This is a genomic window from Collinsella sp. AF11-11, from assembly GCF_003465485.1.
GTDB lineage: Bacteria > Actinomycetota > Coriobacteriia > Coriobacteriales > Coriobacteriaceae > Collinsella.
In genome coordinates this window covers 264244-283770 of sequence record NZ_QSAS01000001.1, presented here as the reverse complement: position 1 = coordinate 283770, position 19527 = coordinate 264244, and the positions used below count along the sequence as shown (strand labels likewise).

At 60.6% G+C, this 19527-nt stretch carries 15 protein-coding genes; 10 read left to right on the top strand and 5 right to left on the bottom strand.

Annotated features, from left to right (window positions below; translation table 11 throughout):
- Window positions 1-8: 8 nt before the first annotated feature.
- From DWV58_RS01300 to DWV58_RS01285, 4 genes are all read right to left on the bottom strand, one after another.
- The gene (locus tag DWV58_RS01300) at window positions 9-842 is read right to left on the bottom strand and encodes an amino acid ABC transporter permease (RefSeq protein ID WP_117775915.1); all 834 of its coding nucleotides are present in this window, start codon (window positions 840-842) and stop codon (window positions 9-11) included.
- Window positions 839-1498, bottom strand: coding sequence for an amino acid ABC transporter permease (locus DWV58_RS01295; RefSeq protein ID WP_117775914.1), 660 nt, complete (start codon window positions 1496-1498; stop codon window positions 839-841). Before DWV58_RS01295 ends, DWV58_RS01300 begins: the two co-directional genes overlap by 4 nt.
- A 138-nt stretch (window positions 1499-1636) precedes the next feature.
- Entirely contained in the window at window positions 1637-2629 is a 993-nt protein-coding gene (locus DWV58_RS01290) for a glutamate ABC transporter substrate-binding protein (protein WP_117775913.1), read from the bottom strand.
- A 456-nt stretch (window positions 2630-3085) separates the two neighbouring features.
- On the bottom strand, window positions 3086-4867 hold the full coding sequence (locus DWV58_RS01285; RefSeq protein WP_117775912.1) for a 1-deoxy-D-xylulose-5-phosphate synthase: 1782 nt from the start codon (window positions 4865-4867) through the stop codon (window positions 3086-3088).
- 228 nt (window positions 4868-5095) lie between these two features.
- Between DWV58_RS01285 and DWV58_RS01280 the strand changes: the two genes are divergently transcribed.
- The 10 genes from DWV58_RS01280 (at window position 5096) to DWV58_RS01235 (ending at window position 18164) form a co-directional block, all read left to right on the top strand.
- Complete coding sequence (locus DWV58_RS01280; protein WP_117775911.1) at window positions 5096-5632, top strand: HD domain-containing protein; 537 nt, start codon at window positions 5096-5098, stop codon at window positions 5630-5632.
- 3 nt (window positions 5633-5635) lie between these two features.
- Window positions 5636-6655, top strand: a complete 1020-nt coding sequence (locus tag DWV58_RS01275; protein ID WP_233505172.1) for a putative ABC transporter permease — start codon at window positions 5636-5638, stop codon at window positions 6653-6655.
- Window positions 6656-6853: 198 nt separating this feature from the next.
- Window positions 6854-8131, top strand: a complete 1278-nt coding sequence (locus tag DWV58_RS01270; RefSeq protein WP_117775910.1) for an ammonium transporter — start codon at window positions 6854-6856, stop codon at window positions 8129-8131.
- Window positions 8132-8179: 48 nt separating this feature from the next.
- On the top strand, window positions 8180-8518 hold the full coding sequence (locus DWV58_RS01265) for a P-II family nitrogen regulator (protein ID WP_117775909.1): 339 nt from the start codon (window positions 8180-8182) through the stop codon (window positions 8516-8518).
- 74 nt (window positions 8519-8592) lie between these two features.
- On the top strand, window positions 8593-9255 hold the full coding sequence (locus tag DWV58_RS01260; protein ID WP_158564498.1) for a TetR/AcrR family transcriptional regulator: 663 nt from the start codon (window positions 8593-8595) through the stop codon (window positions 9253-9255).
- A gap of 100 nt (window positions 9256-9355) precedes the next feature.
- Entirely contained in the window at window positions 9356-10618 is a 1263-nt protein-coding gene (locus DWV58_RS01255; protein WP_117637646.1) for an MFS transporter, read from the top strand.
- A gap of 115 nt (window positions 10619-10733) precedes the next feature.
- A complete protein-coding gene (locus DWV58_RS01250; protein ID WP_117775946.1) occupies window positions 10734-11591 on the top strand; it encodes an HAD-IIB family hydrolase in 858 nt (285 codons plus the stop codon).
- A gap of 121 nt (window positions 11592-11712) precedes the next feature.
- Complete coding sequence (locus DWV58_RS01245; RefSeq protein WP_117775907.1) at window positions 11713-12423, top strand: TetR/AcrR family transcriptional regulator; 711 nt, start codon at window positions 11713-11715, stop codon at window positions 12421-12423.
- 12 nt (window positions 12424-12435) lie between these two features.
- Window positions 12436-17232, top strand: a complete 4797-nt coding sequence (locus tag DWV58_RS01240; protein ID WP_117775906.1) for a 2-hydroxyacyl-CoA dehydratase — start codon at window positions 12436-12438, stop codon at window positions 17230-17232.
- Window positions 17233-17714: 482 nt separating this feature from the next.
- Window positions 17715-18164: a hypothetical protein gene (locus tag DWV58_RS01235; RefSeq protein WP_147344059.1), complete on the top strand. Its 450-nt coding sequence runs from the start codon at window positions 17715-17717 to the stop codon at window positions 18162-18164.
- Between the two features lie 128 nt (window positions 18165-18292).
- On the opposite strand, the gene DWV58_RS01230 is transcribed toward DWV58_RS01235, so the two are convergent.
- Window positions 18293-19432: a DUF389 domain-containing protein gene (locus DWV58_RS01230; protein WP_117775905.1), complete on the bottom strand. Its 1140-nt coding sequence runs from the start codon at window positions 19430-19432 to the stop codon at window positions 18293-18295.
- Window positions 19433-19527 lie beyond the last annotated feature (95 nt).

The following is a 19527-nucleotide window of genomic DNA, read 5'->3' as shown; positions in this document are numbered from 1 at the left end:
GTAAAGCGTTAGCGGATGATGGTCGCGCCGGTCTTGTGCGAGACGTAGACAGCGGCCTTGTTGATCGCGACGTTGATGAGGATATAGATGACCGCGATCACCAGGTAGACCGACACGAGCGCGTCGTAGTTGGTAATGAGCACGCGGGCGTTTTGCATGAGGTCGGGGTAGCTCACCACGTAGGCGACGGTGGTGTCTTTGACGACGACCACAAGCTGCGAAATCAACGACGGAATGATAAAGCGAATAGCTTGGGGCAGCACGATTTTAAAGGTGATTTTAGCCTTGGAGAGACCGAGCGCCTGGGCGGCCTCGACCTGGCCGCGCGGCACGGCATTGACGCCGGCGCGGAAGATCTCGGCGAGTACGCCGGCTGCAGCGAGCGCGACGGGCAGCGTGAGCATCCAAAACGACGGCAGCGCGATCTTGTACTGGGGCAGCACCAAAAAGAAGAAGTAGATGAACAGCAGGCTCGGCACGCCGCGGAAGAAATCGGTGAGCACGCGGCAGACCAGCTGCAGCGGTTTAATGTCGCTGGTGCGACCGAGCATAAGGGCAAGGCCGAGCACCAGCGCGATGGCGCCGGCGGTGAGTGCGACCTTAACGGTGCCCTCAAAGCCGGCAAGCAGGAACTTCCAGGTGGTGAGGTGCGTAAAGAAATACCAATAGTGAACCGAAAGCTGGCCGGTCACATAAAAGCGCTGCAACACAAGGGCAACGAGTGCGACGACGGCAACCAGCGAGATGGCGGTGCCGATGCGAATCTTGGCGCGCATCTTGGGGCCGGGAGCCTCGTAGAGCGCATCGCGCATGGTGAGCGCGGGAGAGGAGTGCTTGCTCATCGGAGGATCCTCACCTTCTTATCGATATAGTTGCCAATGTGGCTCACCACAAAGGCCGTGCCCAGGTAGCCGAGCGCCGAGATAAAGAACGCGGCGACGCCGCCGAGCGAGCGCGTGTTGATATAGCTCACCACGCCGGTGAGCTCCTGCGGTTTAAGCGGCACCTGACTGCCGAGCGCGGTGGTGAGCATGACGGCGATAAAGAGGTTGGTCATGGGCAGCACACTCGAGCGCAGTGCCTGCGGAATCACAATCTTGGCGAGGATGCGGTTGAAGCTCATGCCCAGCGAGCGGGCGGCTTCCACCTGGCCGACGCCGACGGTGTTGATGCCGCTCATAAAGTTCTCGGAGCCAAAGGCCGAGCCCAGCAACACCGTGGCGACGATAACGCAGGTGCGGTAGGGCAGGACGACCTTGAGCGGCGGCAATGCGTAGACGACGATGATGAGCAACGCAATGCCGGGGATGTTACGGAAGACCTGGACATACAGGTCGCCAAAGACGCGCAGCGGCTTGAGCGGCGACACGCGCATCACGGTGACGGCGACGGCCAGCACCATGGCGACGGCAAACGACTCAAGCGTCATGCCCCAGGTTGCGAGCAGCGCGTCGATATAGTTCTGGCCATAGAGCGACCAGAGCTCGGAGAGACTCATGCGGACCTCCCGCCGATAAGGAAAGGGGCTCCCGTGTGTACGGAAGCCCCGACAACTCAGTAAGGAAACAGTTTAGCGCAATAAAGCGCACCGTGCGTTTCCGTATGGTTTCGTTGCGGCCGTTACTAGGCGCGTTGCCTAGGCGCCGATCTCGGGCAGCTCGGGAACATTGGTGTCACCCGTGCGGTCGCCGATGCAGATCTGCCACAGCTCGGTCCAGGTGCCGTCGTCCTCGATCTTCTTAAGGAAGTCGTTGACAAAGGCGACGCCGTCGGAATCGAGCGGCAGGCCGATGCCATAGGGCTCCTTGCTGCCGAAGGGCTTGCCGGCGATCTTATACTTACCGGGCTCGCGGACTAGGGCGCTCTGCTGCATGTTGTTGTCGATGACGTAGGCGTCAACGCGACCCTGCTGGAGTGCCTGGCGGGCCTCCTCGTCGGTCTTGAACTCCTGCTGGCTGGCCTTGGGAGCGAGCTCCTCCAGGATGGCAGGGCCGTTGGACCCGGACTGGACGGCGACGTTCTTGTCGGCCAGGTCGTCGACGCTCTTGATGTCGTCGTTGTCGGCGAGCACCAGGATGGCCTGCTGCGTGTAGTAATAGGGACCGGCAAAGGAGACGAGCTTCTTGCGATCGTCAGTGATGGTGTAGGTGGCAAAGACGGCGTCGACCTGGCCGTTCTGCAGGACGGACTCACGCGTGTCAGAGGTCACCTGGGTGATCTCGACCTTGTTCTCGCCCAGAATGTAGTTGGACAGGAGCTGTGCGATACCGGCGTCGAAGCCGCGGGTCTGACCGTCCTTCTCGTTGAGGAGGGAGAAGAGCGTGGAGGTCTGGACGCCACCGATCGTAAAGACGCCGGCATCCTTGACGGCTGTAGCCCAGGTGCTGGCGGCGATGGCGTCGTCATCGGCCTTGGGGCCGTCGTTGACGAGCTTGTCGAATGCCTTGGCGTCGAGCGTGGCGGAAACCTCGGTATCCTCGGAGCTCTTGGAGGAACCGGCGGAACCCTTGTCGGCCTCGGCGCTGGTGTCAGAGCAGCCGGCAAGACCAAGGCCGGCGACGGTTGCGAAGCTGGCGGCAACGAAGCCGCGGCGGTCGAGAACGACCTGCTGGGAGAGGTTCTTGCTCATGGTAGAACACCTTTCTCAATAAAATCCCTAGCGGTTGAGTAGAGTTATACCCCATCCCGCTCAAATGGGTCAACACGAAATAACTCAGAAACATACTTGTCTTATAGGTTATTCTACCTACCAAAAAGGGACAGGCACCTTTGTGGCGGTTCTGGCCGATGCAGCGGCATGCCTTGCTGTTTTGTCTCGATCTGTAACATCTGCAGCCATTTTTGCCGAGTAACTGTTACAGATCGAGATTTTCTCTTTAGGGGAATTCGAATGTCTCAATCTGTAACATCTGGACGGACAAAAGGTCCCTATCTGTTACAGATTGAGACAAAGGTCAGGGACTAAGACGGTTTGTCTCGATCTGTAACAGTTAGACGGGAATTCGGGCCATAGATGTTACGGATTGAGATAATCGCGCCGCGAAAATAAAAACCTCCGCAGGGGTGCTTCCCTTGCGGAGGTTTTTTACTCGTTGAGTAGCCTTACGGCCTCGGCGGCCATGTTCTCGACCGTCATGCCGTTCTGAGCGAGCAGCTCGTTGGGGTCGTAGCGGTCGGGGAAGCCCTTGGCGATGCCGAAGGTGCGCGTGCGCACGGGCGTGCAGGCCAAGTAGCACGCGACGCGTTCACCCCAACCGCCGTCCAAGATGCCGTCCTCGAGGGTGACGACAACGCGATGCTCGGCGGCAAGGCTGTCGAGGAACTCGCGGTCAAGCTCGGTTGCAAAGCGAGGGTTGACGAGCGTGGCCTCGATACCGTATTCGGCTGCCAAGCGGTTTGCCACACGCTCGCCCAGCTCAAAGAAATCGCCGAGCGCGAGCACGGCCACGTCGCGGCCTTGGCGCACCACGTTGTAGCGCGCGACACCGTAATCGGCGTCCTCGGCAGGCGCCAAGTCGGGGCGGCTTACCAGGCCAATGCCGGGCACGCGAATCGCCACAGGATGCTCGCGGTGATCGAGCGACCAGCTCAGCATGGACAGATATTCCTCCATGCAGGCCGGCGCCAAGTAGTGCATGTTGGGAAGACCGCCCAGCATGGAAATATCAAAGAACGAGAGATGCGTCTCGGATGTGGTGCCAAAGATCGACGCGCCAAATACCAGGATGGTTGCGGGGGCGTCGTTGAGGCACAGGTCGTGCCACAGCTCGTCGTAGGCGCGCTGCAAAAACGTGCCGTACACACCAAAGACTGGCTTGGCGCCCGAGCGCGCAAGCGCGGTGGCAAAGGTCACGGCGTGCTCCTCGGCAATGCCCACGTCAACAAACTGCTTGCCTGCCGCGGCGCGAAGCTCGGGTGTAAAGCCCATGATGTAGGGCGTGGCAGCCGTGATGCCCACAACCTGCGGATCGCGCTCGATGGCAGCGCTGAGCGCCTCGCCCGTAATGTCGGCATAGGTGCGCGGCGCAGGCTCGCTCGGATGACCCGGGCAGAGCTTGCGCCCAGTCGCCATGTCAAACGGACCCACGTGGTGCCAGCGCTCGGGGTCGCTCTGGGCCGGCTCAAAGCCCTTGCCCTTGGCGGTGGAGACGTGCAGCACGATGGGATGATCGATATTGCGCAGTTCCTGCAGCGCGTCGACCAGGGCCAACACATCGTTACCGGCGTCCAGATAGCGGTAGTCGAGCCCCATCGCGCGGAAAACGTTGCGCTCACAGGTGCCGTTGCTGGCGCGCAGCTCGGCCAGATTGCGATACAGGCCGCCATGGTTCTCGGCAATGGACTGGTCGTTATCGTTGACGATGATGATCAGGTTGCTGTCGAGCTCGGCGGCATTGTTAAAGCCCTCAAACGCCAGACCGCCCGAAAGCGAACCGTCGCCAATGATGGTGATGACGCTGTACGCATCGCCCGCCAGGTCACGAGCGTGCGCCAAGCCGCAGCCCAGGCTCACCGATGTGGAGGTGTGGCCCATGGCGAACAGGTCGTGTTCGGACTCGTCGGGATTGGCAAAGCCAGAGGCCTCGCCGTAGCGTGCCGGGTCGATATAAGTGTACGCGCGCCCAGTCAGCGCCTTGTGGGCATAGGTCTGGTGCGACACGTCAAAGACAATTTTGTCGGTGGGGGAGTTAAACACGCGATGAAGCGCAACCGTAAGCTCAACGACGCCCAGGTTGGGGGCAACGTGCCCGCCGACGGCGGCGGAGCTTTCGAGGATGGCGTGGCGGATCTCGCCGCAGAGCAGCGGAAGCTCGGCGCGATCGAGAGCCTTGACGTCCTCGGGCGTTGTCGTTTGCGTAAGCAGCATCGTTGTGGGTTACTCCATGCGAATCGTGCGCCGGCACTCCCTCGGCCGGCACAATTGCACAAGACAGTCTCGCACATTTTGGCGTTTGATATGTGACGGCGGCGCGGTAATTCGCCAACTGGTGGGGCAAAACGTTTTGTCCGATGCCATACTGATAAGTTCCACGATGATTTTATTCATTGCGTGCAGGCTGTGGCTTGCCGCCGAGCGCCGCCGGAAGGAGGCCGCATGTCCGATACCGTTCGTGCCGAGAAAATCGCGTGCGAAGTAGACCATGCTGCCCGTCAACTGGCACAGGCGGGCCGTCTGGACCTGACGCGCGAGTTTATCCAGCATGGCGATGTGACGGTGTATACGCATGTGACCTCGGTGGCGCGGGCAAGTCTGTCCTTTGCCGAGCGCCTGGGCCGCGTCGGTATCTCCGTCGACCGCTTGTCGCTGCTGCGCGGGGCCCTGCTGCACGATTACTTTCTCTATGACTGGCACGATCCCGACCCAAGCCATCGACTGCATGGCTTTCGGCATCCGTTTTTTGCCCTGGCGCGTGCCGAAGAGGATTTTGAGCTGACGTCGCGCGAGCGGAATATCATCGCGCGCCATATGTTTCCGCTGGTACCGGTGCCGCCGACGTGTCGCGAGGCATGGATTGTGTGCCTGGCGGATAAATGGTGCGCGCTGCGCGAGACGATTGCCGGCCGTCTGCCGCGCAAAGACAGGGCGGGCGATGACGTGAACAGCGAATCGAACGAAAAGAGGAGAGGGTAGACGGTGGGAACCGCGATCGACATGGCATTTGACGGCGCGACGCTTGCCGCCTGTCCGCTCTCGGCGCTGGTACTCTCGTTTGCCTTCTACGGTTTTTGCGGCTGGGTATGGGAGTCGACAGTCTGCGCCATGCTCAACCACGGACGCTTTGCCAACAGCGGCTTTTTGCTAGGGCCGTGTTGTCCCATCTACGGTGCGGGCGGCATCGCGTGCTGGTTGCTGCTGCGTGGAATCCCAGACGCCTCGAGCCAGTTTGTCGCTGCCGCGCTCGTATGCAGCGTGATCGAATATAGTGTGGGCGTGCTGTTGGAAAAAACGACGGGTGCCCGGTTTTGGGATTACTCGCATCTGCCGTTTAACCTGCACGGACGCATCTGCCTGTACTGGGCCTGCGCGTTTGGCTTGGGTGCGTTGTGTATTTGCCGTTTAGTGGAGCCGGCATTGCTGGGGCTGCTTGGCCATCTGCCGGTGCTGATTGTGCGGCTGTCCGCCTTTATCGTCGCGGTCGCGATGATGGTCGATGCGGTGTGCTCGTTGGCCAGCTGGCGCCGCCTGTCCGATCAGCTTGAGCGTGTGCGTGCCGACCTTGCCGACCGCATCAATGAGTCGCTTGCCGACGCCTCCGACTCTATGCTCGAACGTATTCCCGATTCGGCGATCGACTCGGTGGCGCAGACGCATATCCGCGGTCGCGCCGTTAACGCTTGGCTGGCCGAGCTGGGCGACGCGGCGCTCGATGCCCTGCGCGAGAAGGCTTCGATGCCGACGTTTATCTCGGATGGTGCTCGCGGCCTGGCGCTCGCTGCCCGCCGCGTTGCCGATGTCGCGCCGAGCATGCCGCGTCCGTCGCTCAGTCGTCGCCTTGCCGGCAAGCGCATGAGCCGTCCGGTGCCGAGTGTGTCGCTCAGCCGTCGTGACCTGCGCTTCTTTAACGCCTTCCCGCGTCTGCGCATCAATCGCTACGAGGGCGTCATCCGAGCTACCGACCTCCGCGACCGAGCCCGCGAGCTGTTCCGCCGCTAGCCAGAACGGAGCCAAGCGCGCCCTTCTCGTTCGCACGTTTCCCGTTCGTTTCGCGCCCGTTGCCGTGCCGTTTCCAAGATTGCGGCACCGTTTCCATTCGACAACGCAGCGTTTAACAACGCCGTATCTGGTCTACACCAGTTGCCCCTCGGCCGCACTATGGGCGCCGACAACGTTCATGCGACCAAGGGGGAGCGAATGTACGATACGGGATCGACAACGTTTATGCTCATCTGCACCATGCTCGTGTTTTTAATGACACCGGGCCTGGCGTTTTTCTATGGCGGCCTGTCCAGGCGCAAAAATGTCATCAACACCATGCTTATGTGCTTTGGCGCTATTGGCCTAGTTGGTGTGCTGTGGATTGTTGCCGGCTGGTCGCTGGCCTACGGTGGTGACGGTTCTAGCCCGTTTATTGGCGGCTTTGACCAGCTGCTGTGCCTGCCGGTGCTCAACCAGGTGCTGCAGGCGGCCGAGGGCAATGCTGCGGATGGTGCCGTCTACCCTCAGATCATCAACATCGCCTTCCAGATGGCGTTTGCCATGATCACCGCCGCTATCGTTACGGGCAGTCTGGCAGGCCGCGTTAAGTTTGGTGCCATGACGGCCTTCCTGGGCATTTGGCTGCTCGTGGTCTATGCGCCGCTCGCCCACATGGTTTGGGGCGGCGATGGTTCCTTTATCGGCGACATCATCGGCGCGCTCGACTTTGCCGGCGGCGACGTGGTACACATTTCGTCCGGTCTCACGGGCCTGATTCTCTGCTTAATGCTCGGCCGTCGTCGCGGCTTTGGCATGGTGAGCTACCGTCCGCATAACGTGCCGTTTGTGGCGCTGGGCGCCGGTCTACTTTGGTTTGGTTGGTTTGGCTTTAACGGCGGCAGCGAGTTTAAGGCCGACGCCGTGGCGGCACTCGCCATCCTCAACACCGTGACGGCCAGCGCGGCGGGCATGGTCTCGTGGCTTGTCGTCGAGCGCGTGCACACCGGTCGTCCCACGCTGGTGGGTGCCAGCACCGGTTTGGTTGCGGGCCTTGTGGTGGTTACGCCGGGTGCGGGCTTTGTCGAGCCGTGGGCGGCACTGGTCATGGGCCTGATCGTATCGCCCGTCTGCTATCTGGCCATCAGCCATCTTAAGACCAAGTTCGGCTACGACGATGCGCTCGACGCGTTCGGTTGCCACGGTATCGGCGGCATCTTGGGCGGTGTGCTCACGGGCCTTTTCTGCGTGCCGGAGCTCTCGTGGACCGGTAAGGGCGGCCTGTTCTACATGGGCGACGTGTCGCTGCTTGTCTCGCAGGTTCTGGGCATTGTGGTGACGGTCGTTATTGTGCTGGTGCTCGACTTGGTGATCGCCGCGGTGGTCAAGGCGCTGTTCCACGGTAGCCTGCGCGTGGACGAGGCCGACGAGGCCCTGGGTCTGGATGCGAGTCAGCACGGCGAGAGCGCCTATCCTTCGTTTAGTGGTCTGGACTAACAGTTTCAAACGTTCTGTCAGACCAACTCTTAAAGAGAGGAATTCACTATGAAGAAGATCACGGCAATCGTTCGTGCTGAGAAGCTCGAGGTTCTTAAAGACGCGCTGTTTGCTGCTGATGTTCGCGGCATGACTATCAACCAGGTGCAGGGCTGCGGCGCGCAGCATGGCTGGAAGGAATACGTGCGCGGCAACGAGTTGCTTGTCAACACGATCCCTAAGGTGCAGTTCACCCTTATCTGCGCTGATGAACATGTCGATGGCATTGTCGACATCATCTGCAACGCCGCCCGCACCGGTGCCGTTGGAGACGGCAAGATTTGGGTCGAGCCGGTCGAGGATGTTATCCGCATCCGTACCGGCGAACACGGCCCCGCCGCGGTGTAGAATCGACCGTCTGCCATCCGCAACGTTAAAATGCTGCAATGAGGCACAAGGCTTGCGTTGCGGATGGGCGGATTATGGGTCGCAATAAATATCCCGAGGAGACGGTCGCGAAGATTCTCGACGCGGCACTGGAGCTATTCTGCGCACAGGGTTATGAGGGGACGAGTATTCAAGATATCGTTGACCGTCTCGACGGCATGACCAAGGGCGCTGTCTATCATCACTTCAAGAGCAAAGAAGAGATTTTCAACGCCGCGTTTGATCGGGCGATGACTCCGATTGTCGAGCACCGCCGCTCGATGCTTGGCGTCGGTAATATGACCGGCGCCCAAAAGCTAAAAAGGCTTTACGCTCCCGAGTCCGTTGTTCCGCAAATTGAGCTATGGGCACGCATGCGTCCTGCAGCAGATCCGGTAAAAAGCTCGCGTCTACTGGCGATGCAGTACCAGGGCTCGTTTGACGAGTCAGCCGATGGCTGTCTCTTGCCAGTGATCGAGGAGGGCATCGCCGACGGCTCCATTGCGTGCGAATGCCCGCGCGAAGCGGCGGAGGCCGTATCGTTGCTAGCGAATCTCTGGCTGCTGCCACTGTTCCGTCCGCTCGAGCCCAAGGAGCGAATGCTCGCTCGCGCTCAATGTTTGGCGCAGATGGCCTCTGCGGTGGGACTCGATTTGGGCGAGGAAGTGCTCCAGACAACGGCGCAGATTTGGGACGTATGGGACTGCGCCGGGTGGTAATATAGATACCAACGGTATGTAATTGATTTGTGAGGGTAGCCACGGCTGCCCTTTTCAAGTCATTAAATACATACTAGTGGTATGTATAGGGGGTGGGCTTATGGCTGGGCTGAGAGACGTCGGCGTCTCGTTGAAATCAAAAACAGTGCGGTCAATCAGGCTCGCGGAACTTCTGGTTGCGCAGCTGTGCACGTATTCGATGCTGTCGGCGCTGTGCTTTGCGTATCCACTTTACTTGTTCGATCGCAGTGGATCGTCAACGTTATATGGCGTCGTCGCGGCGATAGCGTTCATACCCGGCGTACTTGCAACTCCGGCTGGCGGAATCTTGGCGGATAGGGGAAGACATCGCGAGGTCCTCGTGGCCCTCGGCATTGCTCTGATGACTGCATCACTGCTGTCTATCCCCATGAAGCGCTCGTTGCCTCTTGCGGTCGTCGTAGTAGCGATACTTTGTGTTCAATATGGTGTTCAATCGCTGCTAAAGCCAATGCTCCAAATTGAGACGGTGCGCATGGCGGGTGAAAAGAAGGTTGAGCGGGCCACTGCATTGGTTTCGCAGGTGACCATGGTGAGCAATATCTTGGGTCCTGTGGTCGGGACGGCAGTCTATGGGTGCTTTGGCATCGATGCTCTTTGCACAATCGCGTCGGTAACGTTTGCGATTTCAGCTCTGTTGTTTGGTGGCGTACTCAAGCAAAATGCCTCATCTGAAACGATGGGAGACGGCGCGACTCGCACGACATGCCGAAACGATTTTCGGGAGTCGATTCGGTATCTGTTGCAAAATGCATCATTGGTCGCTGTGATTTTGCTTGCGGCCGTTTTGAACCTTGCGTTGGTTGGGCTAACGATTGGCGCTCCCATTATTGTTACAAAGCATCTCGGCATGCAATCGTCCTGCGTTGGGATAGTTGAGGTTGCTCTGGGCTTGGGTGGTCTTACCGGCAGTGGCTTGGTCGGCATTTGGCCGCATCGCTTTTCTTTCAATGGCATATGTCGATATGTTGCGATGATCTGTTTTGGAGTCGCGCCGATCATTGTCGCGCTATTGTGCGGCACTGATGTATGTGCGTTCGCCGTGTTTGCAGTTGGTTCGGCATGGGTCATGGTGTGGGCAAGCATTGCGTCGGTTGAAATCATCGCGTTTGTTCAGCGGGCAGCGCCGACTGAGCTCTGCGGAAAAGTGCTTTCGGTCGTTTACATGGTCCTTTCCTGCGCAACGCCTATCGGCCAATTGACGTACGGGGCTGCATATGATCGATGGACACCGGCGATTGTATTCGCAGCCATGTTGGCGGTGCTGACGTTGATGACGGCTCTGTTTTATCGGCTGAAAAATCGATTGCGGCGATTGTCTTAACGCGCTGGGGCACCGTGAATTTGTGAAGGCGGTGGTACGCCGCGCCGGGACGGCATTGTTTGGACATGCCTCTCCTTCGTCTACAATATCGGGCAGACGAAGGAGAGGCATGTCCATGATCAAGATGTTCGCGAGTGACTTAGACGGAACGTTGCTGAACGCCCTGCACGAGGCGGATGGGACCATCCGCCGCGCCATTCGCGAGCTGACTGAGGCTGGCCTGCACGTGGTTCCCGCGACTGGACGATCGACGTTGCCGATCGGCGAGCATGGCTTTACGGGCCTGGCGCTTGACGCCTGCTGCTCCAATGGATCCATCGTGCGCGACAGCCATGGCGAGGTGCTCAAGACTTGGACCATCGATCCGCAGGTCACTGAGGAACTGCTCAAGGCGTTCCCGGACATTTGCTTTGATTGTTCCACGCCCGATGGCATGTACTCGAGCGGTTCGTTCGAGATGCATCAGGCGGGCTTTAAAAAGGACAGCCCCATCAAGCGTATTGTGATGCGCGGCATGCGTGCGCGCGGTGGGTATCACGAGGAGCAGTATTTCGACCAGTCGATCGGTGGCATCCTGCGCCACGATGTATGCAAGATCAATTGTCGCGTGACCTCGCCCGAGCTGGAGCGTGACCTTAAGGCCTATCTTGCCGAACGCTCGGACCATGTGGTCAACGCGCCGTTCGATCCGGTGATGTTCGAGATCACGGACGTGGCGTGCAACAAGGGCGAGAGTGTGGCCTGGCTGGCGGGCTACTACGGTATTGCCGAGGACGAGGTCGCGGTCTACGGCGACGGCGGCAACGACATCGCCATGCTCAAGCGTTTCCGCCACAGCTATGCGACCAAAAACGCTAGCGATGCAGCTAAGGCTGCTGCGAGCGCAACTATCGGCAGCTGCATGGTCCACGCCGTCCCCAAACACATGCTCGCCACCATGCGCAAACAAAACGCCCGCACCATCATCGAATAATGTGACAAAGGGACTGCCCCCTCGTCACATTCCAAATATTGCCTTTACGTGTTGGTACACACGGTGTGCAATAATACTCGCACTGTGCAATAGCGCACAGGCTGAGTAACAAGGAGGACGCTTGTCCCAGCTCGAGAAATGCGATCGCAGGTCCCTTCGCTCGCAGCGCGCCCTTCGCCAGGCACTTGCCAGCGAGCTTGCCGAAAGCGGCGATCTTTCGCGCATTAATGTCGCGTCGCTCACCGAGCGTGCCGGCCTTACGCGCCGCACGTTCTATTCGCACTACCGCGATATTCCCGACTTTATCAATCAGATCGAGGAAAGTCTGCTGGCTGAGATCCGCGAGCACGTTGAGCTCATTACCGCAGCTCATCTGCCCGATCTGTATCGCAGCATCGATGAGCTCGAGCCAGCACCTGGTTCGGTTGAGCTGCTGCGCTATCTTGCGGCCAACCGCGATCTGATCGGATCGCTGCTGGGCCCGGGCGGCGATCAAGCCTTCATTAAAAAGATTATCGACACCGCGCGTGAGGCCGTGGTGCCGCGTGCGCAGACGGGTATTTTGGGCCTGGCGCTGGGTACGTTCTTTGACTACTACGTCACCTTCGTCGTGAGTGCCGAGGTCGGTCTGCTCCAACGCTGGTATGAGCGCGGGCTCACCGAATCGCCCGAGGCCATGGCGCGCATTATGACGGTTATCGCCTTTGTGCGTCCCGGCGACTTGTATGGCCAACCCATCGATATCAACGTGCCGGAATACGGCATGAAGCTATTGAACTTGCAGCTCGAAGACGCGGTCGACACCGCCGTGTCCGTTGAGTCCCATAACTAAGAGGAGAGACAGATGAGCAAACTCGTCGAGGGCATTAAGGACCGTATGGTCGCTGCCGCGCGTGAGGCCGCGCCCGCCGTGGCGGATGCCGCGCAGAAGGCGGCGACCGCTGCTGCCGAGAAAGTTGCCGGGGCAGTCGCCGAGGCCAAGAATGCAGCGGGGGAGGCAATCGTCGCCGGCGTACCGACTGGCGTAACCACAGCCACCGCTGTCGAGCCCGTAGCCGCCGCTCAGGCCCCCGAAGGCGCGATCTTCAACCCCGAGAACGCCCGCGGCAACCTGCACCTGGGCATCGACGTGGGCTCCACCACCGTCAAGCTCGCCGTGCTCAACGACGACAACCAAATTGTCTACGCCAAGTACCAGCGCCATCACACCGATGTCCGCGCCTGCGCCCGCGACCTGTTCGAAGGCGCCGCGACCGTGTTGCCGACGGCTCAAATGACCTGCGCCATCACCGGCTCGGGCGGTCTGCTGCTCTCGCAGTGGCTCGACCTGGAGTTTGTCCAGGAGGTCATCGCCAGCAAACGCGCCGTCGAGACCCTCATCCCTGCCACCGACGTCGCCATCGAGCTGGGCGGCGAGGACGCCAAGATCATCTACTTCGATAACGGCATCGAGCAGCGCATGAACGGCACCTGCGCCGGCGGCACGGGCGCCTTCATCGATCAGATGGCCACCCTGCTGCACACCGATGCCAGCGGCCTCAACGAGCTCGCGGCCAACGCCACCACCATCTATCCCATCGCCAGTCGCTGCGGCGTATTTGCCAAGACCGACGTGCAGCCGCTGCTCAACGAGGGCGCCCGTCCCGAGGACGTGGCCGCCTCCATCTTCCAGGCCGTCGTGACCCAGACCATCTCGGGCCTGGCGTGCGGTCGTCCCATCCGCGGCAACGTCGCCTTCCTGGGCGGCCCGCTGCAGTACCTCTCCGAGCTGCGCCACCGCTTCTACCTCACGCTCAACCTGGACGAGGAACACCGTATCGTGCCCCAAAACGCTCACCTGTTTGTGGCGAGCGGCGCCGCCATGGCGCACGAGTCCAACAAGCTCAGCACGTTCCCGCAGCTCATCGAGGCCATCGATGCCCTGGGTGACACGCAGGGTGCCGAGGTCGAGCGTCTGGATCCGCTCTTTGCCACCGACGAGGACTTTGCCGAGTTCAAGGGTCGCCACGACCAGGAAGTCGTCCCCAAGGGCAAGCTCGACGGCTACACCGGCCGCGTGTTCATCGGTATCGACGCCGGCTCCACCACCATGAAGGCCGCGCTCGTGGGCGAGGACGGCCAGCTGTTGCACACCTGGTACGGCAACAACAACGGCGACATCCTGGGCACGGCCAAGGTCATCATGGCCGATTTCTACAACCACATCCCCGCCGGCTGTACCATCGGCCACGTGACCACCACGGGCTACGGCGAGGCGCTGCTCATCGAGGCCCTCAAGGCCGACTCCGGCGAGATCGAGACCGTTGCGCACCTGCGTGGCGCCAAGGCATTCCTGCCCGGCGTCGAGTTCATCTTGGACATTGGCGGCCAGGACATGAAGTGCCTGCGCGTGAAGGACGGCGTCATCGAGCACATCATGCTCAACGAGGCCTGCTCGTCGGGTTGCGGTAGCTTTATCGAGAGTTTCGCCGTGTCTATGAACATGGACGTGCGCGCGTTTGCCGACGCCGCCATCCATGCCAAGGCCCCGGTCGACCTGGGCAGCCGCTGCACGGTCTTTATGAACTCGCGCGTCAAGCAGGCGCAAAAGGAAGGCGCCACGGTGGGCGACATCGCGGCCGGCCTGTCCTATTCCGTCATCAAGAATGCCCTGTTCAAGGTCATTAAGCTGCGCGACCCCAAGGAGATCGGCAGCCAGGCGATCGTCCAGGGCGGCACCTTTATGTCTGATGCCACGCTGCGTGCGTTTGAGCAGCTCACCGGCGTGCACGCCGTGCGCCCCGATATCGCCGGCTGCATGGGCGCCTACGGTGCGGCCCTGCTCGCCCGCGATCGCGCTGGCGCCGACGGCACCTCGACCATCCTTTCGGCCGAGGACATCGCGCACCTCACCGTGACGCAAAAGCATGTTCGCTGCGGCCGTTGCTCTAACAACTGCCAGCTCACCGTCAACGACTTTGGCGGCGGCAGGCGCTTCATTACCGGTAACCGCTGCGAGAAGGGTGCCGGCCACAAAAAGCAAAAGACCGAAGCCCCCAACCTCTTCAAAAAGAAAAACGAGCTGCTGTTTAACCGCGAGGTGCTGAGCCCCGACGAGGCCCCGCGCGGCACCGTGGGTATCCCGCGCGCACTCAACATGTACGAGAACTACCCCTTCTGGCACGCGTTCTTTACGCGCCTGGGCTTTAGCGTGCAGCTGTCCGACCAGTCGAGCAAGAAGACCTACCAGGCGGGCATCGAGTCCATGCCGTCCGAGAGCGTGTGCTATCCGGCAAAGATGAGCCACGGCCATGTGATGAACCTTATCGACCGCGATGTCGACTTCATCTGGATGCCGTGCGTGCGCTGGGAGCGCAAGGAGGATCCGACGGCTGGCAACTGCTATAACTGCCCCATCGTCATGAGCTACCCCACGGCGTTGGCACTCAACATCGACGAGATCCGCGAGCAGAACATCGAGTTCCTGTATCCGTTTGTGCCGTATCACGACAAGACCGAGCTCAAGCGCCGTCTGTACCAGGTGCTCGCCGTCGACCGTGTGGCCGATGCGCAAGCCGGTCGCGGTCGCGTGCGTGGGCCCAAGATCACGCGCTCCGAGGTCGATGCCGCTGTCAACGCTGCCTTTGAGGCCGATGCGCGTTTCCATGAGGACATCCAGACCATGGGCGAGGAGGCTCTTAAGTGGGTCGAGGACCACGGTGGCCACGGCATTGTGCTCGCCGGCCGCCCCTACCATAACGACCCCGAGATCAACCATGCCCTGCCCGAGCTTATCTCGAGCTTTGGCTTTGCGGTCTTTACCGAGGATTCGCTCGCGCACCTGGTAAAGCCTGAGCGTCCGATTCGCGTCGTCGACCAGTGGATGTACCACAGCCGCCTGTATGCCGTCGCCCGTTTTGTGACGATGCGCAACGACCTGGATCTGATCCAGCTCAATTCCTTCGGCTGTGGCCTGGACGCTCTGACCACCGACCAGGTGCAGGAAATCCTTGAGGCCAGCGGCAAGATCTACACCGTGCTCAAGATCGACGAGGTGTCCAACCTGGGCGCTGCGCGCATCCGCATCCGCTCGCTCATGGCGGCGCTCAAGGACCAGGAGGCCGAGCGCTTGGCCGAGGCTACGGCAGCGGGCGAGGCCTACGAGCAGGGCGACGCCGCGCCGGTGGCACCCTCCATGGATGCTCCCGCATTCGCGAGCCGCAAGTACACGTTCGAGGCGCAGCGTGAGAGCGCCTCGACCGCATGGCCCAAGGTGCCCTTTACCGAGCAGATGCGCGAGGAGGGCTACACCATCCTGTGCCCGCAGATGGCACCAATCCACTTTGACCTGGTCAAAGAGGTGTTCCGCGGTGCCGGCTACAACTTGGAGCTGCTGCCCTCGACCGATCACGACGCCGTCGAGGCTGGCCTGCGCTATGTGAACAATGACATTTGCTACCCGTCGATCCTGGTAACGGGCCAGATCATGGAAGCCATCGAGAGCGGCCGGTACGACCTGTCCAAGACGGCCGTGGTTATCAGCCAGACCGGCGGCGGCTGCCGTGCCACCAACTACATCGCGCTCATCCGCAAGGCCCTGCGCGAGAGCGGCCACCCCGAGATTCCGGTGATCTCGCTTTCGGCCGTGGCGCTGGGCGAGGACAACCCCGGCTTTAAGATTACGCCGGCGCTGCTTAAGCAGGCAGTCTACGCGGTGCTCTTTGGCGACGTGATGATGCAGATGCTCTACCGCTGCCGCCCGTACGAGGCCACGCCCGGTGCGGCGAACGCACTCTACGAGGAGTACATGGCGCGCGCCCGCAAGCTGGCGCCCAAGTTCAACCGCCACAACTACACCAAGCTGTGCCGCGAGGCCATCCGCGCGTTCGATACCATGCCGCTCGTGGGCGAGGGTACCAAGCCGCGGGTGGGCGTGGTCGGCGAGATTCTGGTCAAGTTTCACCCTACGGCCAACAACCACGTGGTCGATGTCATCGAGCGCGAGGGCTGCGAGGCCGTGGTGCCGGGTCTGCTCGACTTCTTCCTGTACTCCATGAGCAACGCCGAGCTGCAGAAGGACGAGTTGGGAAGCTCCGCCACTACGCGCGCGGGCATGCAAGCGCTCATTAAGCTGGTGGACTGGATGCGTACGCCGGTGGAGGAGATGCTCGAGAAGTCCCGCCGCTTCGAGGCGCCCGAGCGCATCGGTACCATGGCCGACAAGGCCCGCACGGTGCTTTCGGTGTGTAACAACATGGGCGAGGGGTGGCTGCTCACGGCCGAGATGCTCGACCTGATCGACCATGGCGCGCCCAACATCATCTGCACGCAGCCCTTCGCGTGCCTGCCCAACCACGTGGTGGGCAAGGCGGTGATCAAGGAACTGCGTCGCCAGCATCCCGAGAGCAACATCGTCGCGGTGGATTACGACCCAGGAGCGTCCGAGGTCAACCAGCTCAACCGCATTAAGCTTATGATCAGCGTGGCAAAGGAGAACATGCGCGCCGGCAAGGGCTTTAAGCTCGAGAAGGTGGCACCGCTCGCGATGGACGAGGTTACCGGTCAGATGCGCGCTCACGACGGCTGTGTGAGCTGCGGACCGGCCAGCGAGGAGGCCGTGGCATCGGTCGCCAAGCGTCTGGGACGCGGCATTAAGAAGTAGCTGGTCTGCTATGGGCTAGATATGAGGCAAGCGGGTGGTAGCCGGTACGGCTACCACCCGTTTTTATTGCACATATGTTGCGTAAATAGCGTTGCAGGCGCCTTCAGCGGACTCGGATTTCGGAAGTATGCGGCAAAATTTGAATAGGCCGAGCACACTGGATATGCCCAAGCTTTGTACCTGCGGTTTTATTGGTGAAAAACCGGGGTGTGCTCGAGGGCTCCGGAATTTGCCGCATACTTCCGAAAACAACGTCTCGGTGGCACCAAAAATTGCCTCCAGAACCCTGAGATAATGAACATATTGTAGCCGTTCGCCGCAAATTATCGTCCGTTCATGGAACCTATCTCCAACGAGTTGTAACCATATGGTTTGATGTTGAAAGCATATGATTGCCGGCAGGCCATAGGTGACGTTCCCCCTGATATCGGAGGTTCCAGGTATGTTTCGCGCTCCGTTAAATAACTATCGGTTGGGCTAACATGGGTCGCCGTGCTATTTCGATAACCCTTGCAGTGGTCTGCCTGGCTGTGCTCTTAGGCGCTACGGGGCTGTTTGCTATAAGTCGAGAAACATCCTATATGCAGGAATGTGCTTCCGAAGGCTTTGTCATTGATGGTTACTATCGGGATGACAAAACGAGTCGGGAAACCCTGGCTTTTCTTGAGGAGGACAACTGTCGATGGCAGCTGGTCGACCAAGACGGAATCTGCACAGACGGGCAGTTTAAGCGTACGGATGACCCCAACATCCTGATATTAAAGAAGGAAAACGGTGAAGAATTCGGTACGGTCCACGTGGCGTACTTGTCACGCCGACGCGATCAGGGCTTGCTCTACCTATTTAGAGATACCAGGGTGACCCGTTTTTATCTGGTGAGTACCGGTCCGGCGTTTACGGTGGAGTCTGGCGATGTCGATGCGGACAGTTGATTCACGGCAATAAAACAGCGAGCGGGGCACGGACATGAATCGCGCCCCGCTTTTTTGCTCGCGGCCTGCGTCGCGTCTGCGCCTCGTTCCGACTCGCGCCCGTGCGCGCATCCATCTCACATCCCGCATCACTTCACATCGAACTCCACGCGATCGAGTTCGGGCACGTTGAGGTCGATGAGTTTGCGGGCAACGCGACGGTCGTGCGCCCCAAGCGTCTCGCTTGTCGTCACGTGGGCGACAACCTCGCGCTCGACCATGCCTTCCTCGTTCCCTTCGGCAGCCGAGGTCTCGACGGCGACGGTGTAATCCTTAAAGCCTGGCAGCACCGCGGCAAGCTCGCGTGTGGTCTCGGTGACACCGTAGCCGTCCTGCACGCCGGCCTGTGCCGAGCCAATGGAACCCGCCGTCATGATGATGCAGGGGATGGCAAAGATCACCGTGCCCACAATAATGCGGCGGCGCACCTTGCGTGACAGCTCGTCGACCTCGGCATCTTCTTCGGCGGTCACAATGCCGTCGCCGTTGAGGTCGCGCTTGAGCGGTACGCGTAAAAGAAGTAGCACAGCTTCGGCCGCGAGCGCGATAAAGACCACGTTGATGCCAAACTCGTAGAGGGCCGAGAGAAACAGCGACCCGCTTGCGATGGCGATGCCATAGCCCGCCGCGCACAGGGGCGGCATGAGCGCGGTCGCCACGGCCACGCCGGCGATGAGCGTGGCGGGTTCCTGGTCGCGCGAGTTGCCCAGGCCACCCGCAAAGCCGCCCGCGAGCGCGACGGCAAGGTCCCACACAGTCGGTGTCGAGTTGTCGATGATGGCGGCCGTGGTGGTGCCAAGGGGCGAGAGCTTAAAGTACAGCGTGGACGTGACCAGGCATAAGGCCATCTGCAGTGCGAGGCCGGCAATGGCCTCGACAGTAATATCGCGGTCGAGCGTGGCGACGCCGTATGCCGTGGCAAGGACCGATCCCATGAGCGGACAGATGAGCATGGCGCCCACGATGGCGATGTCCGAGTCGATATCGAGGCCGATGCTCGCGATGAGCATGGCGATGATGAGGATGCACAGGTGCGAGCCGGTCAGGCGCGCTCCGTTTACAAAACGCTTGCGGATCACGTGGTAGGGTGCGCGACCCTCACGAATGTTGAATGCGCGCTTTAAGAAGCGCGCGGTCTCGTCGGCGGCCTTGGTGTGAAGCGGTCGAATGTCGTGACGTCGGTGATGGCGCTCACGCAGTCGCTTGATTTGTTGTTTGTCGAGTTCCATGTCCACCTCGTTTTGGCGCGGGCCGTACATCTTGCCCGTCGTACTTACTCTACACCGTAGCGGGCAGGTCGGTTATCCTGCCATGGAGTTTAGGC